At 61.3% G+C, this 14,939-nt stretch carries 11 protein-coding genes, 4 tRNA genes and 5 pseudogenes; 10 read left to right on the top strand and 10 right to left on the bottom strand.

Annotation, left to right across the window (positions count from 1 at the left end):
* Window positions 1–8 precede the first annotated feature (8 nt).
* From tuf to CCX87_RS21470, 6 genes and pseudogenes are all read right to left on the bottom strand, one after another.
* A complete protein-coding gene (tuf, locus tag CCX87_RS01860) occupies window positions 9–1,199 on the bottom strand; it encodes an elongation factor Tu (RefSeq protein WP_024813773.1) in 1,191 nt (396 codons plus the stop codon).
* Window positions 1,200–1,273: 74 nt separating this feature from the next.
* A tRNA-Thr gene (locus CCX87_RS01855) sits at window positions 1,274–1,348 on the bottom strand.
* 63 nt (window positions 1,349–1,411) lie between these two features.
* Window positions 1,412–1,485 (bottom strand) — tRNA-Gly (locus tag CCX87_RS01850).
* A 67-nt stretch (window positions 1,486–1,552) separates the two neighbouring features.
* Window positions 1,553–1,638: transfer RNA gene (locus CCX87_RS01845), tRNA-Tyr, on the bottom strand.
* Window positions 1,639–1,762: 124 nt separating this feature from the next.
* Window positions 1,763–1,835, bottom strand: a tRNA-Arg gene (locus CCX87_RS01840).
* A gap of 205 nt (window positions 1,836–2,040) precedes the next feature.
* Window positions 2,041–2,214 (bottom strand): annotated as a pseudogene (locus tag CCX87_RS21470) (transposase); the annotation flags it as partial.
* Window positions 2,215–2,918: 704 nt separating this feature from the next.
* Here CCX87_RS21470 and CCX87_RS01825 point away from each other — a divergent pair.
* Window positions 2,919–3,173 (top strand): type II toxin-antitoxin system Phd/YefM family antitoxin, encoded by a 255-nt coding sequence (locus CCX87_RS01825; RefSeq protein ID WP_067511925.1) that lies wholly within the window; start codon window positions 2,919–2,921, stop codon window positions 3,171–3,173.
* On the top strand, window positions 3,170–3,598 hold the full coding sequence (locus CCX87_RS01820; protein WP_198314750.1) for a type II toxin-antitoxin system VapC family toxin: 429 nt from the start codon (window positions 3,170–3,172) through the stop codon (window positions 3,596–3,598). Before CCX87_RS01825 ends, CCX87_RS01820 begins: the two co-directional genes overlap by 4 nt.
* Before the next feature lie 67 nt (window positions 3,599–3,665).
* On the opposite strand, the gene CCX87_RS21615 is transcribed toward CCX87_RS01820, so the two are convergent.
* The 3 genes from CCX87_RS21615 to CCX87_RS01805 form a co-directional block, all read right to left on the bottom strand.
* Window positions 3,666–4,076, bottom strand: coding sequence for an IS3 family transposase (locus CCX87_RS21615; protein WP_369825332.1), 411 nt, complete (start codon window positions 4,074–4,076; stop codon window positions 3,666–3,668).
* Between the two features lie 349 nt (window positions 4,077–4,425).
* A complete protein-coding gene (locus CCX87_RS01810; RefSeq protein WP_157667092.1) occupies window positions 4,426–4,905 on the bottom strand; it encodes an RES family NAD+ phosphorylase in 480 nt (159 codons plus the stop codon).
* Window positions 4,902–5,456 (bottom strand): antitoxin Xre/MbcA/ParS toxin-binding domain-containing protein, encoded by a 555-nt coding sequence (locus tag CCX87_RS01805; protein ID WP_082763069.1) that lies wholly within the window; start codon window positions 5,454–5,456, stop codon window positions 4,902–4,904. The genes CCX87_RS01810 and CCX87_RS01805 overlap by 4 nt, the downstream gene beginning before the upstream one ends.
* Before the next feature lie 173 nt (window positions 5,457–5,629).
* Between CCX87_RS01805 and CCX87_RS01800 the strand changes: the two genes are divergently transcribed.
* The 3 genes and pseudogenes from CCX87_RS01800 to istA (CCX87_RS01790) all read left to right on the top strand — a co-directional run.
* Window positions 5,630–5,911, top strand: coding sequence for a type II toxin-antitoxin system TacA family antitoxin (locus tag CCX87_RS01800; protein WP_087748125.1), 282 nt, complete (start codon window positions 5,630–5,632; stop codon window positions 5,909–5,911).
* Window positions 5,908–6,405: a GNAT family N-acetyltransferase gene (locus CCX87_RS01795; protein ID WP_087743296.1), complete on the top strand. Its 498-nt coding sequence runs from the start codon at window positions 5,908–5,910 to the stop codon at window positions 6,403–6,405. The genes CCX87_RS01800 and CCX87_RS01795 overlap by 4 nt, the downstream gene beginning before the upstream one ends.
* Before the next feature lie 372 nt (window positions 6,406–6,777).
* Window positions 6,778–7,959 (top strand): annotated as a pseudogene (gene istA, locus CCX87_RS01790) (IS21 family transposase); the annotation flags it as partial.
* Window positions 7,960–8,158: 199 nt separating this feature from the next.
* Here the strand turns inward: istA (CCX87_RS01790) and CCX87_RS01785 are convergent.
* Window positions 8,159–9,583 (bottom strand): annotated as a pseudogene (locus CCX87_RS01785) (transposase); the annotation flags it as partial.
* Here CCX87_RS01785 and CCX87_RS01780 point away from each other — a divergent pair.
* The 5 genes and pseudogenes from CCX87_RS01780 to CCX87_RS01760 all read left to right on the top strand — a co-directional run.
* A pseudogene (locus CCX87_RS01780) lies at window positions 9,575–10,150 on the top strand (IS5 family transposase); the annotation flags it as partial. The pseudogenes CCX87_RS01785 and CCX87_RS01780 sit on opposite strands and share 9 nt — an antisense overlap.
* A 297-nt stretch (window positions 10,151–10,447) precedes the next feature.
* A complete protein-coding gene (locus CCX87_RS21530) occupies window positions 10,448–11,824 on the top strand; it encodes a sigma-54-dependent Fis family transcriptional regulator (protein WP_269466814.1) in 1,377 nt (458 codons plus the stop codon).
* An 83-nt stretch (window positions 11,825–11,907) separates the two neighbouring features.
* Window positions 11,908–13,485 (top strand): annotated as a pseudogene (gene istA, locus CCX87_RS01770) (IS21 family transposase); the annotation flags it as partial.
* Window positions 13,486–13,531: 46 nt separating this feature from the next.
* Window positions 13,532–14,296, top strand: a complete 765-nt coding sequence (istB, locus tag CCX87_RS01765) for an IS21-like element helper ATPase IstB (protein ID WP_056269326.1) — start codon at window positions 13,532–13,534, stop codon at window positions 14,294–14,296.
* 77 nt (window positions 14,297–14,373) lie between these two features.
* Window positions 14,374–14,886 carry a helix-turn-helix domain-containing protein gene (locus CCX87_RS01760; protein WP_442857481.1) on the top strand — a complete coding sequence of 171 codons (513 nt, stop codon included), beginning with the start codon at window positions 14,374–14,376 and terminating at the stop codon, window positions 14,884–14,886.
* Window positions 14,887–14,939 lie beyond the last annotated feature (53 nt).

The following is a 14,939-nucleotide window of genomic DNA, read 5'->3' as shown; positions in this document are numbered from 1 at the left end:
AACACGCTTTAAGCAATGATCTTGGCCACGACGCCAGCGCCCACGGTACGGCCGCCTTCGCGGATAGCGAAGCGCAGACCTTCTTCCATGGCGATGGGGTTGATCAGCTTCACAGTGATCGACACGTTGTCGCCAGGCATGACCATTTCCTTGTCGGCTGGCAGCTCGATGGCGCCGGTCACGTCGGTCGTGCGGAAGTAGAACTGAGGACGGTAGTTGTTGAAGAAGGGCGTGTGGCGGCCGCCTTCGTCCTTGCTCAGCACATACACTTCAGCGGTGAAGTGGGTGTGGGGCTTGATCGAGCCGGGCTTGCACAGCACTTGGCCGCGTTCCACGTCTTCGCGCTTGGTGCCGCGCAGCAGCAGGCCGACGTTGTCGCCAGCTTGCCCTTGGTCCAGCAGCTTGCGGAACATTTCCACGCCGGTGCAGGTGGTCTTGACGGTGTCCTTGATGCCGACGATTTCGATTTCTTCGCCGACCTTGATGATGCCGCGCTCGATACGACCGGTCACCACGGTGCCGCGGCCGGAGATGGAGAACACGTCTTCCACGGGCATCAGGAAGGCACCATCCACAGCGCGCTCAGGCGTAGGGATGTAGGTGTCCAGTGCTTCGGCCAGCTTCATGATGGCTTCTTCGCCCAGCGGGCCCTTGTCGCCTTCCAGGGCGAGCTTGGCGGAACCACGGATGATGGGGGTGTCGTCGCCAGGGAAGTTGTATTTGTCCAGCAGTTCGCGCACTTCCATTTCGACGAGTTCGAGCAGTTCTTCGTCGTCCACCATGTCGCACTTGTTCAGGAACACGATGATGTAAGGCACGCCCACCTGGCGGGCCAACAGGATGTGTTCACGGGTCTGGGGCATGGGGCCGTCAGCGGCCGAGCACACCAGGATGGCGCCGTCCATCTGGGCGGCACCGGTGATCATGTTCTTCACATAGTCGGCGTGGCCGGGGCAGTCCACGTGGGCGTAGTGGCGGTTGGCCGTTTCGTATTCCACGTGGGCGGTGTTGATGGTGATGCCGCGGGCCTTTTCTTCAGGCGCTGCATCGATCTGGTCGTAGGCCTTGGCTTCGCCGCCAAACTTGGCCGACAGCACCGTGGCGATGGCCGCCGTCAGTGTGGTCTTGCCGTGGTCCACGTGACCGATGGTGCCCACGTTGACGTGGGGCTTGGTGCGTTCGAATTTGCCTTTTGCCATTTTTCCGACTCCGAAAAAAATCTATGCCAACACAACAGGATCTCGGCGCAACCGAACTCGGACGCACCACAAATTGGTGCCCATGGCGGGAATCGGACCCGCGACCTCTCCCTTACCAAGGGAGTGCTCTACCACTGAGCCACATGGGCCATTTGGAACCACCGAGGCAGCACCAAAGACTTTTCAAATTCTACAAACCAGCCAACAGACAATGGAGCGGGAGACGGGAATCGAACCCGCGTCATTAGCTTGGAAGGCTAGGGTTCTACCATTGAACTACTCCCGCACAAGCAGCATTCACCACTTTCGCGCCGCCCAATCAACGCCGAGCACCTTGACACATCATCCAAAACTGGTGGAGGGGACTGGATTCGAACCAGTGTAGGCGTAAGCCAACAGATTTACAGTCTGCCCCCTTTAGCCACTCGGGCACCCCTCCGAAGAATTTCGAATTATAGCACTAAATTTTGCCTTATCGCCGAGTTGCTCAGCAACATCGCGATTTGACATAACGACATACCCCCACCAGCACCTTCAGAACAAAGGCAGTTGGCGTGAATCACTGGTGCGGCTGGCGGGGATCGAACCCACGACCGGCTTCGGAGGCCGATACTCTATCCACTGAGCTACAGCCGCAACGCTGAAAAAGACCAATACTCAAAATTCCGCTGACAGCCCGTATGACTATAGCCTTCGGAGGGCAAAAAAATTGCTGCGTTTCAATAGCAATTTTTGCACTCAATAAGTAACCAATCGACGTAAGTTGTTGATCATACAGGATTTGCACCCATCCCAATTGGGACATCACGAGCCCTCATTTGCGCTCAACAGGCACACATTGTCACGCTGATCCCGCAAAAACGGCCCGAAGCGCCACTCGCAATTGATGACTCTTGGCCTCTTGCTTCCTGCCCCGCCGGGTCTTCAAGCCGCTTAACTTGATGCGCAGGTGTTGCTTGATCCACTTGAAGAACAACTCCACCTGACAGCGATGCTTGTACAACGCGGCAATACTTAGGGGTGTCTAATTAGCGATATACCTCAGACACACGCAGCACCTTGAGCGGCAGCGGCCCGGTCGCCATCATGGCTCGCAGCAACCCGCGCAGCATCGGGCATCTGAAACACGACAACCGCATGGACCGGTGTTGGCTCAAGGGGCAAACGGCCGATGCGCTACACGCTGTGCTGTGCGCGGCCGGCTACTTGCATCCGCTGGCTGCCCGCGGGCGATTGTACGTTTGGGGCTCAAGGGTGCCATCCAAGCCAGGAGAATTGCTGACCTTGTTGAGGGAGCGCCACGTGCCGGGTTTGGAGAGCCCGACCTCCACGAGGCGTGCCCGCCCCATACAGCTCGATAAATGGGCCGTAGATACCGCTTCTCAGGCGCCGAAACAGCCGACTCCTGCTCAGATACTCTTGCGTAGTCGCCATCGTGATCTCCGTAGTTGAGGACGGAGGCAGGAGGGCGTGTCCGAATTTCTGTGTAAACGGTTCGGACTTCAGTTGACGGAGATGCGGTCTCCGAACTGAATGGTACCTGCGCACCAACATGGCGAAGGAAAAGATCACGGGCATTTGGGCCGAGGCAGCGGCCATCCTGTCAAAGGCCCGGGCGGCAGGGCTAGGAAATCACCGTTTGCCGACTCTAAAAACGCTTGCTCCCTTTTTTATGTTGTAGTAACATGGCTACATTTATCGCCTATCGGAGGTGCAGTTATGACCATCACCACCCTATCAAGCCGCGAGTTCAACCAAGGGGCGAGCGAGGCAAAACGGGCCGCAAACAACGGGCCAGTGTTCATTACAGATCGCGGCCGACCGGCCCATGTGCTGATGAGCTTTGAGGAGTATCAGCGGCTCACCAAGCAGCGGCGCAACATTGCCGATGCGCTGGCAATGCCGGGTATCGCCGACATCGAGTTTGTGCCGCCGCGTGTGACCATCAAACCCCGGCCGGTTGATTTCACATGATGTTTGTTCTTGATACCAACGTGGTGTCGGAGCTGCGCAAGGTACGCAGTGGCAAGGCCGATGCGAACGTGACCGCATGGGCGGAAAGCGTTGATGCCGCCGATCTCTTTGTGTCAGCCATCACCATCATGGAGCTGGAGCTTGGCGTTCTGTCGATTGAACGCAAGGACGCCACCCAGGGGGCCATGCTGCGCTCATGGCTGGAGCAGCACGTATTGCCCGAGTTCTCCGGCCGCACGCTGCCTATTGATACCGCCGTGGCGCAACGCTGCGCACGGTTGCATGTCCCCGACAAGCGCGGCGAGCGCGATGCACTCATTGCGGCAACGGCCCTTGTGCACGGCATGACGATGGTTACTCGCAACGTTGCTGATTTCCAGCCAACGGGCGCGATCATTCTCAATCCGTGGGAGGCGGTGCGGTGACCGCTGCCCATGAACATTACACGACATGGCTGTGGTAAGGGGGTGCGGATAAAAACTTGGACTGGTTTTATGCCGCAAGTCCAAGACTCACCCTGTATTCGATCGGGCTGAGGGCCCCAAGGGAGATCTTGATCCGCTTCTCGTTGTACCAGCGGATGTACGAGTCGACCACTTCAATGAACTGCTCGATGGTCGTGCCCTTCCTGTCCCGAGGATAGCCCAACGCCTCGACCGTGGTGGCGATGCAGCGCCCGTGCTCGGCGTAGTGTTTGACAGCCTGCTCCTTCTGAACTTGAGAATACTTCGGCTTCGAACGCACGTAGCCGGACGACAGGTCCAGGCGCCGCTCGTACTCCTCATGCCAGCTTTTCAAAGAGTTCTTCGTCGGGTAGCCCAACTGGCGGATAGTCGCCCCGGTGCGCTTGCCCAGCTTGATGTAGAGCGTGACCGCTCGGATGCGGTCTTCGTATGAATAAATGAACTACCTCCAGGTAGTCCAAGATTTCCGCCGCACCCCCAGTGGGTCAGTTTTCGGTCGGCGTCAACAACTGGCCCAAGGCGTATTTCGGTTGGCCAGATGTAGCGGTTTGTTTTGTCATATCCATCTCCATGAATTGAAGATGGGCACCAGCCCCGGATGGGGCATGAGGTGCCCATCGGGGTTGATAAAAAGAAAGGTTGGCACGAGGCCAAGATCGCCAAAGGAAATACCGTCCATTCTACGTGCTCGGGGGCCTTGTGTGAAGGCCCCGCCCTGCCCCTTCATGGCATGAAAGACCCGTGCCAAGAGCCGTCTGGTTTCTGCCGCTGTTGGCCTAGGCAATGCGTTAAAACAGGCGAGGGTCGAATTCGAAAGGGTTGCGCTCGACGACCAACCGGATGGCCCCGTATTGGGAATGGGCCGGGTTGATCAGCAGGTTCATTTCGTCGCGCTCGACAAATGACGGCACCCAAAGACCCAGGCTCGCCCCGGACGCAAGCCAGTTCATGCCGATGGATTGTGTCGCTGCCATGTGGTCATGCCAGTCCTTTGGGAGGCCCAGATCTGCCGCATGCAGGATTTCCGATCTGGCGGGCAATTCAAGGCGCATGAGGGCTTGATTGGCAGGATTGGCTCCGTTGCAGTGGACGCGCTTTTCCAGCTGGCACAGGGCCCGACTGGAGCCCGCATAAACGATCTGCGCAGGCCCTTTGGTATGCCAACGGCCATTGGCCAGGGTTGAACCGTAGCCAAGCGATCCGAGGATGGCTGCAATAGCAGGTTGCGGGCTCGGTACAAAGCCTATGCGCCAGACGGTGGTGCTCAAACGGCACCGCCGTATTTGATAGCGACAAGAATCTCTTTGACGCGCTCGTTCCCAAATGAGTTTCTCGCAGCATCAAGGGGCGTGTCGCCATCCAGCATGGGATGAGGCTGGCGTAACCATCTTGTGGCTTCTTCCTCGGTCGAGAAAGTATCAACGGCCATCCGGTTCAACTCAAGTAGGCGCAAGACGCCTTCCGCCGCATGGTCTGGGAGTGGTTGATTTTTCTGAGCACGCCGATTGGCGGTCACCCGGTCCATATCCAGGTACTCAGCCACATTGCCCTTGCCCAGGCCCAGAAAGGCAGCAAGAGGCCCGATTGCTTTACTGGAGATGCCGCGCTTGAGAATCCGGTAGGCATGCTCATTGTCGATGGCAACGGCGTAAGTCCTCTTTCCGAATTTCACGCCCATTTTTACCTTGGCAAGGCCTGTTCTTGCAGTCGAGGTGTTCTTTGGTGCGGGCGCTGCATCATCGATGTACTGCCACAGCTCAGCCAACGAAGACAAGCGTGCAGCGGTAGCGGGGGGGGTGGGAGTTGGGTCGGCAATCATGATGCGATTTAATCACGGCTCCGATGCAATTGCAACGACCTGGAGGCGTGGGCGTGGCTACTGGGGGGTCGCTTCAGAAAACGGAAAAATCGTACGTTAAGCCGGAATCGTCGAAAATTCCGCCTTGAATTGTACGGCAATTTGCCGTATCATTGCATCAGGAGGACAAAGCCATGCCCGTTGCCATCTCTACCGCCCGCCTCGAAGCCCGAATCAGCACCGATCTGCATTCAATGCTCAAGCGTGCCGCTGAACTTCAAGGCCGCACCATGACCGATTTCGTTGTGTCCGCCGTCCAAGACGCAGCGCAACGCGCCATTGAGCAAGCGGAAGTTATCCGGCTTTCGCTGGCCGATCAGGAATGCTTTGCACAAGCGCTGCTGTCGCCGCCGCTACCGGCCCCAGCTCTGGAACGTGCCTTTGCCCGTCGCAGCAAGCTCTTGCGCACTGAATGAGCGGTGCACCGTTCCGGCTCGCGCCGCTTGATGCCGGGCATGACCGCACCGCGTTCAACAGCGATTCGGAGCCGCTGAATCGCTACCTGCGCGAGCAAGTCACCCAAGACGTTCGCCGCCGCGTTGCTGCCTGTTTCGTGGCTTTGGCAGATGGGCCGCACATCGCTGGCTATTACACCTTGGCCTCGGCAAGCCTGCTGCTGGCCGATCTTCCGGCCAGCACCGTCAAGAAACTGCCGCGCTATCCGACCGTGCCAGCTGTTCGGATGGGCCGCTTGGCTGTCGATCAGGCTTTCAAGAGCCAAGGTCTAGGTGGTGCGCTGTTGGCCGATGCGCTCGACCGTGCCGCCCGTTCGGAGATTGCCGCCTTCGCCCTGATGGTGGACGCCAAGGACGAGGCTGCAGCGGCTTTCTACCGGCATCACGGCTTCATTGCCTTGCCAGACTCGCCGCTTACCCTGTTCTTGCCGCTGGCTACCGTCCTGCGTTCTTGAAACTCGCCGTTCCAAGCCGTTTGAATTGAGAACGGTTTTCGAGAACACCCCAGCCACGTCGACGCCACGCCGCGCCATCTTCTCAGCAAGGCTTCTCGCAGACCATCGTTTGCGAGAAGCCTTAGCGTACGATTTTTTCCGTTTTCTGAAGCGACCCCTATTGGCGCCGCGCAGTGCGCCAGGCCAAAAAAAAGCCCACGGCCGAGACCTTTCGGTCGGCGCGTGGGCTTTGTTTTATGGGCGCGCAGCTTCGAAGCCTATGTGTGTTGATTTCCACCCGGAAGTGACCCACTAAACCCTAGGATTTCCATCCAAACCTGACCCACGTACTAACCCTAACCTGCTGCTTTTTTGAGCAGCAGGAGACCAGGAGTGATAGACGTGGCAACACTAAGTGTCATCAGGCGCTGGGCCCTGCGAGAGCAGCTGTCCATCAGGGAGATCGCTCGCCGCACGGGCCTCTCGCGCAACACCATCCGCAAGTACCTGCGCGCAGGCGAGGCCGAGCCTCACTACGCCAAGCGGGTCAGCCCTTCCAAGCTCGATCCCTTCAAATCGAAGCTCTCGGGCTGGATCAAGACAGAAGCAGGCCGATCCCGCAAGCAGCGGCGTACCGTCAAGCAGATGTACGTCGATCTGCAGGCGCTCGGTTACAGCGGCTCCTGCAACCGGGTAGCGGCCTTCGCCCGGGTCTGGCACGAGCAGCGCCTTGTCGCCCAGCAGACCACCGGACGCGGCACCTTCGTTCCCCTGGCCTTCGGCTCGGGTGAGGCTTTCCAGTTCGACTGGAGCGAGGACTGGGCTGTTCTCGCCGGAGTGCGCACCAAGCTGCAGGTAGCCCACTTCAAGCTCAGCCACAGCCGCGCGTTCTACCTGCGCGCCTATCCACTGCAGACGCACGAGATGCTGTTTGACGCTCACAACCATGCGTTCGTCGTGCTCGGCGGTGTGCCCCGTCGTGGCATCTACGACAACATGCGCACCGCTGTAGACCGGGTGCGCCGTGGCAAGGAACGCGACGTCAATGCGCGCTTTGCGGCCATGGTCAGTCACTTCCTGTTCGAGGCCGAATTCTGCAACCCGGCTTCGGGCTGGGAGAAGGGCCAGGTGGAGAACAACGTGCGCGACGCCCGCCATCGTCTGTGGCAGGTGGTGCCGCCATTCCCAAGCCTGCCCGATCTCAATGCCTGGCTTGAGAAGCGCTGTGTGGCGCTGTGGCACGAGATCGAGCACGGCAAGCTGCCGGGCACCGTCGCGGATGTCTGGGCTCAAGAGAAGGCAACCTTGATGCCGATGCCTCGGCCCTTCGATGGCTTTGTGGAACACACCAAGCGCGTCTCACCCACCTGCCTGGTCCACTTCGAGCGCAATCGCTACAGCGTGCCGGCGCCGTATGCCAACCGGCCTGTGAGCCTGCGGGTCTACGCAGACCGCTTGGTGATTGCCGCCGAAGGCCAGATCGTGTGCGAGCACCAGCGCCTGATCGAGCGTAACCACCATGGTGCCGGGCAAACCGTCTACGACTGGCGCCACTACCTGGCGGTGCTGCAGCGCAACGGATAGGCGTTTTAACCGCATGAGGCCAAGTATCGCACCGCGGAAGCGCCATCAAGCCGGCTGAGACACTCGATTTTCCCGCCCAGGTGTCAGGTTCACCACCAGGGTTTGGCGTTCAGGAGAGTGATTTGCGGCGCTCGGCGTGTACCGGGCGCAGAGCCAGTTCGCGGCAAGTCAAAATCGCCGCTTTGTTCATTCACCAACTGATGCGCTGATCGACCTCAAAGTCCGGTGCCGGTTGCGCCGCTAGGTCCCAGTCTGCTGGCTCGGTTTGCGCCCCGTCATCCATCTGCGCATCACTACAGTCATCCCACAGCGGTGGCCCGCGCGCCGGGGAGATGCGGGGTGGCTCTGAATCTGCCCCGATGTGGTCCAGGATGTGCCGGATGTCAGCGCTGTGCGTAATGAACGCGATGATGCGCATATGCCCGCCACACAGCGGACACAAGAGGGGGAACACCTCGTAGATGCGGGCGATCAGCACCGCCCACAGGTAGTGCGCTGCACGCTTGGGCAGCACCGGCTCGCTCTGGGATGGCAGCGCGCTGCTCATCGGTACCACACCAGGCGCGCACTCCCCCGTGCTGATCGACGCGCCCAGCACGGGAGCGGCTTGCGCCGGTGTCGCCAGCGCCGTCACCGCAGCCCTGAGCGGCGAGTTGGGTGCCAACACGCCAAAATAGCGGTGCCGGTGGGTGCGTGGCGGGGGAACCAGCGCGGCAATGCGGTCGATCAGCTCCAGCGGTGTGAGGTGCAGCTCATCAACCTTGGCACCGCGCTTGTCGCTGGTGGGTTCGCTGCGCTGCTTGCCGCAGCGGTACACCAGTTTGCTTCCCTCTTTGCGTAGGCGCTCCATGGAAAACGGTGGACGCGCGCAATAGCGCAGCAGCCGCTCCAGCGCAGCGCGGTCGTGGGCTTCGATGCAGACACCGGCGTCCACCGAGAAGCCGCTGTGTTTGTAGCCCAGCATGTCTTTGGCGTCACAGTTCTCCAGCAGGCCCCGAGCAACGAAGGCGCGCAGGATGCGTTTTTGCAGTGTGGTCTGCACTGGGGCCACGGTAGCCGCATCGATGCCGGTGGCCGCGTGAAAGATGACACCCGGCGATGAGATTCGAGGGGTCGCATCAGCATCGCCCTCGCCCTCCACTTCCTCAAACACCCCGTCCACCACACAAACGTGGAAGTGGACGTGTTCATTGAGGCTGGAGCCGAATCGGTGAATGAAGGCGATGGCACCGATGTGCAGGCCTGCCTTGTCCATATGGGCCGCACCGGGGCTGTGGGTCTGCAGAGTTTGTGCGATCACCCGCAGAAAGATGCGCAGCACCATGCTCAGCACCGCTCCGTCGCGTTGCATGAAGTACCGCAACCTCTTGGGCACGGAGAGCACCCACTGGCGCACCGGCAGGCGGGGGAAAACGTGGTCGCTCAGGTGTGCCGCCGTCTCCACCATCCGCCGCGTGGTGCACGAGGGGCAGACTCCCCGGCCTTTGCAGGAGAAGGCTACAAAGTAGTCGTGCCCACAGTCGCCGCAGCGAGCGCGGGCAAAGCCATGGGCAAAGATGCCGCACTCAAGATACTTGGCAAACGCTTTGCGCACGAAGGGCTTGGGGGTGTGATGTTGCGTGCAGGAACCCTGGTGGACGCCACACTGATTGCTGCACCGAGTTCGACCAAGAACGCCAAGGGCGAGCGTGACCCCGAGATGCACCAAAGCAAGAAGGGCAACCAGTGGTACTTCGGCATGAAGGCTCACATTGGCGTTGATGCCGACTCAGGCCTGGTGCACACGGTACGTGGCACGGCAGGCCATGTGAGCGATGTGGTCGAGGCCAACGCGCTGCTGCATGGCGAAGAGACCGAGGGGTTTGGGGACGCTGGCTATCAGGGTGTCGACAAGCGGCCTGACGCCAAACCTGGCGTGCGATGGAATATCGCCATGCGGCCAGGCAAGCGCGCGAACCTGAAGAAGGACAGCGTTGTTGACCAACTCTACGACCAGCTGGAGCGGCTCAAAGCCAGCATGCGCGCCAAGGTCGAGCACCCATTTCGTGTGATCAAACGACAGTTCGGCCACGTCAAGGTGCGCTACCGCGGCTTGGCCAAGAACACCGCGCAACTGCACACTTTGTTTGCGCTGTCCAATTTATGGATGGCGCGGCGGGCTTTGGTGCCCGCGGCGGCATGAGTGCGTCTGCACGCTGCCAAAGTGGCCCAAACAGGGCCGAATCTGGGTATCAATTGCCCAAATCCAGGCCCAGCCTGCCCTCTCAGATCGAACCATTGATGCCGCGCGCTCAAAGCATGCGTCGGATTGAATTATTCAGACCTTCCCTAGGGGTGGCGACGGGGCAAATCGCCTGCGACCAGCAGCGACAATTTCAGCGTTTTTAGAATTTCATGAAACCAGCCCTGCCGGCCTCCGAAATTCATGAAAATTTCCTGACTGATGTCACCGTCAGCCGACAAACTTGCGAGGCACCCCTTGAGCGTCACAGCGAGTCAGCCAACCAGTAAGACCAGCATCGAAGGGCCGGATGCGGTCGTTGACATGAAGTTGCCCCAGCTTCGAGAACTCGCCACGAGCCTGCGTTTCTCGCCGGACGAGGGCAGGATCTGGATGGGCAGCCACCGAGCCGTGCTGCTCCAAGCAGAAACGTTCTCGTCTCTGCGAAAAGAGTTGATCAACGCCCTCGGAATGGACATGGCACGCGTGTTGCTCAGCCGCGTCTACTACGAGGCGGGTCAGCGCGATGCCGAAGACACGTTGAAGGCCGCGGGTCCCAACGCCTCATGGCATGACGTGGTGAGAACGGGCGGCATGCTGCATGCGCTTCAGGGCTATGTCTTGCCCGAGCACAGCGGCCAGGGCATGTTCGTCGGAGACTTGCACAGCGATGACTACTGCGGTGAAGCCATCTGGAAGGACTCGCTTGAAGCAGAGATGCACATTGCCAAGTTCGGCGTGGGGTCGCACGCGGTGTGCTGGAACGCCGTGGGGTATTGCTCTGGCTATCTCAGCCAATGTGCGGGCAGGACCATCCTCGTGCGCGAGGTCGAGTGCCGGGCGTCGGGAGCAGCGCGTTGCAGGATCGTCGCCAAGCCTGTACAGCAGTGGGAAGACGCGGCAGACGATCTGCGCTTCATGCTGCCAGAGCCATCTCCACTTCCTCATGAGCATGTGCCGTTGAGCATGCGGCTCGATCCAAGCGACATGAACGTCACCCCCTGGCCCAGACCTGCTGCTGCACAAGGCGCTTCGGACTCGGTGTTCGTCGGCGTGTCGGCCGCCTTCTGTGTGCTGCAGCACAAGATCGACCGGGTCGCGCCGACTCAGGCGACGGTCTTGCTACTGGGCGAGAGTGGCGTTGGCAAGAGCCTGATTGCACGGGAGGTGCATCGCCGAAGCGGGCGCGCCAAGGCGCACTTCGTCGAAGTCAACTGCGCCGCCATCCCAGAGCAGTTGGTCGAGTCCGAGCTTTTCGGCGTGGAGCGTGGGGCGTTCTCAGGGGCTTCGCACTCCCGTCCCGGGCGGTTCGAAGCGGCAGATGGCGGCACCCTGTTTCTCGACGAGATCGGCACGCTCAGCATGACCGCGCAGGGGAAGCTGCTGCGCGTGCTACAGAACGGCGAGATGGAACGCCTGGGCAGCAACCAGACCATCTCGGCCAACGTGCGGGTGATCGCCGCCACCAACGAGGACTTGAAGCAGGCCGTACGGGACGGAAAGTTTAGAGAGGACCTGTACTTCCGCTTGAACGTGTTCCCCATTGTCGTGCCGCCGTTGCGCGAGCGCCGAGACCCTGATGGCCACCCAAATTCCCCCGTCTATGGCCACCTCAAACTCCCCCACCTGAACTGATCGGGGATAGGGGTTTAACGCCGGCGTCGTCGGCACCTGTTGGCAGGACATTGATCCAGTCTTCCCCGAGGGAAGGCCAAGGAGTGAATGTCTTGAAGTCCAACCAACGCGCCACCATAGAGACACTGCTGGAGCGCAACACATCGCAACGCGAGATCGCCCGCATCACGGGCATCGACCGCAAGACGGTCAGGAGCTACCACCAGCGCTGGCTGGAGCAACTGCAGTCAAATTCCCCCGGGGTGGCCACCGGCTCGGCAGGTCAAATTCCCCCACCCTGGCCACCGGCTCCTGGGCCGGTGGCCACCTCCCTGTGCGAACCCTGGCGCGAGTTCATCGAAGCCCAGCTGCGGCTGAAGCGAAACGCCACGGCCATCTACCAGGACCTGGTCGACCAGCACGGCTTTGATGGCCAGTACAACTCGGTCAAACGCTTCTGTGCAAAGTTGCGGCACAAGGAGCCCGAGCAGTTCGATCGCCTGTCCTTCCTGCCCGGCGAGGAGATGCAGGTGGACTACGGCGAGGGCGCGCCCACCCGCGTGCCCGGCAGCGACCGGTACCGCAAGCCCCGCCTGTTCGTGGCCACCTTGCGGTATTCCCGTGCCAGTTTCCGGTGCGTGGTCTGGAAGTCCAGCCAGCAGATCTGGGCCGAGCTGCACGAGCGGGCCCTGCGGTACTTCGGGGGCTGCCCCCAGTACGTGGTGCTGGACAATCTGAAGGAAGGCGTCCTCAAGCCCGACCTGTACGAGCCCGATCTCAACCCGGTGTACGCCGCCGCCCTGGCGCACTACGGCGTGGTGGCCGACCCGGCGCGGGTGCGAGACCCCAACCGCAAGGGCACGGTGGAGCATGCCATCGGCCATACCCAGGCCACGGCCTTGAAGGGCCGGCGCTTTGAGTCCATCGAGGCCCAGAACGAGTTCCTGGCGCACTGGGAGAAGAGCTGGGCATCCAAGCGCATCCACGGCACCGAGCGACGCCAGGTGCAGGCCATGTTCGAGGAAGAGCGCAGCCACCTCAAACCCCTGCCAGTGCTGGGAATGCAGTATTTCGACGAGGCGGTGCGCACCGTCTGCGACGACAGCTGTGTGCGGGTGGATCACAGCAGCTACGCCGCTCGCCCGGCGAACATCGGCTCCAAGGTGTTGGTGCGCATCTACGCCCAGCGCATCGAGATTCGTGACATGCACACCCGTGCCTTGCTGCGCACCCACGCCAAGGCCGAGCGTCCCGGCACGGTGATTCTGCCCATGGAGGAGCGGGTGTTCAATCCGTCTCGCGAGACCCGCCTGATCCTGCGTCAGGCCGGCGAGATTGGTGAGCACGCCAGCCGGCTGTGTGAGCTGCTCTTTGCCATCGAGGGTCGTGTCGGGCAGCGCAAGCTCTGGGGCATTGTGGGACTCATGCGCCGTTACCCGGCGCACTGCATCAATGCCGCCTGCGCCCAGGCCCTGGAGCAAGGGGTCTACAGCTACAAGCGCGTGCTGGCGCTGACCGAAGCCCTCTTTGCCCAGGCGATGGCGGCCATCGAGGCTACCTGCGGCGAAGCACCCGCCGCCGGTGCCCACGCGCTGACGCAGCAGCATGAGCTCATCCGAGACGCTGAGGAGTACAGCGATCTCTTCGCGCTCGCCGCCGCCACGGCAAACACCACCACCACCACCACCACCACCACCACAACACCACCAACGCACCGGGAGTTCAGCCATGAACATGATCGAGATCGAACGCGCGCTGCGCGAGCTGCGCCTGTCCGGCATCGCCGAGACCCTGTCCACCCGCGTGATGCAGGCCCAGGCCGCCCAGCAGCCTTTCCTGGAGACCTTCGCCGCCATGCTGCAAGACGAGCTGGACCGCCGGCGCTCTCGCCTGACCGAGCGCCGCTTCAAGCGCTCGGGTCTGGATGAGCGCCCCTCGCTGGCTGACTTCGACTGGCGTTTCAACCCGAAGCTGCCGCGCAGCGCCTGCTTCGAGTTGCACACCCTGAAGTTCATCGGCGAGGGGGCCAACGCGCTGATCATCGGCAAGCCGGGCACCGGCAAGAGCCATGTGGCCAAGGCCGTGGCCTACCAGGCCACGCTGCAGGGCTATGACGTGCGTTACCTGGAAGCCGACACCGAGTTCGCCCGTTACGCGCTGGCCACTACGGCAGAGCGCACCGAGCTGCTCAAGGACTGGGTCGCGCCGGACCTGCTCGTCCTCGATGACCTGTTCCTGGCCAGACGCATCAGCGAGCATGCCGCTGAAGTCCTACAGGCCATCGTGCACCAGCGCTACAAGCTGCGCCGCGCTGTTCTCATCACGTCCAACCGCGTGGTGCAGGACTGGGGCAAATACCTCGGCGACGCCACCATGGCCAGCACCATCCTGGATCGCCTCATGCACCGCTGCGCGATGCTGGAGTTCGAGGGCAAGAGCTACCGCCTCAAGGAGGCCGCTGCACGCATCGCCATCACACCCGAGTCGTCATAATCCGACCGTCCTGCCTGGGGGAATTTGGGGTGGCCAAGGGTGGGGGAATTTGACCTGGCCATCGGGGCCGAGACGACATTCCGCTGCTCACAGACGCCCTGCTGACACGTTTCTCCAAGCGCCACGGAAGAAACCCGACGGGCATTGCGGCCCGCGCCATGCAGGCCCTCATTCACCACGGCTGGCCAGGCAATGTCCGGGAACTGGAGAACGTGTTGGAGCGTGGCGTGATCATGATCCAGGGCGACGAGTTGCTCGACATCCATCACCTGTCGAACGCCGACGACACGTTGACGTCACCCAGCTTCTTCGGCATTGGCCACATGGGTCAACTCGCCACGAACACTGAAATCGACACGGACCCATCAGCCGTTTCCCTGCGCAATGAAGGGACCGCCACCTCTGTGCCCGCGCTCGCTGAACTGCTGGTTCAGCAAGGCAAGGGGCGTCTGCCTGAAATGGAGGACGCGCTCGTGCGCGCGGCCATCCGGCAGGCCGGCGGAAACATCACGCGCGCAGCGGGTCTGCTCGGCATATCGAGAGCACAGATGGACTACCGTCACAAGAAGATCGACGGCGGCGCCAACTAGGCCGACCCACTTCTTTCGCCTACGCAGTTTCAGCGTGGTGCATCGACCAGTCG

The sequence above is a fragment of the Acidovorax sp. T1 genome (assembly GCF_002176815.1).
Lineage (GTDB): Bacteria > Pseudomonadota > Gammaproteobacteria > Burkholderiales > Burkholderiaceae_C > Acidovorax.
Note: the sequence above shows the minus strand (reverse complement) of the source record. Positions and strands in the feature narration are given on the sequence as shown.

Coding starts and splice junctions, on each gene's coding strand:
- tuf (WP_024813773.1), bottom strand. CDS start 1,199: ATGGCAAAAGGCAAATTCGAACGCACCAAGCCCCACGTCAACGTGGGC.
- CCX87_RS01825 (WP_067511925.1), top strand. CDS start 2,919: ATGACCATCACCACCCTATCAAGCCGCGAGTTCAACCAAGGGGCGAGC.
- CCX87_RS01820 (WP_198314750.1), top strand. CDS start 3,170: ATGATGTTTGTTCTTGATACCAACGTGGTGTCGGAGCTGCGCAAGGTA.
- CCX87_RS01805 (WP_082763069.1), bottom strand. CDS start 5,456: ATGATTGCCGACCCAACTCCCACCCCCCCCGCTACCGCTGCACGCTTG.
- CCX87_RS01800 (WP_087748125.1), top strand. CDS start 5,630: ATGCCCGTTGCCATCTCTACCGCCCGCCTCGAAGCCCGAATCAGCACC.
- CCX87_RS01795 (WP_087743296.1), top strand. CDS start 5,908: ATGAGCGGTGCACCGTTCCGGCTCGCGCCGCTTGATGCCGGGCATGAC.
- istB (WP_056269326.1), top strand. CDS start 13,532: ATGAACATGATCGAGATCGAACGCGCGCTGCGCGAGCTGCGCCTGTCC.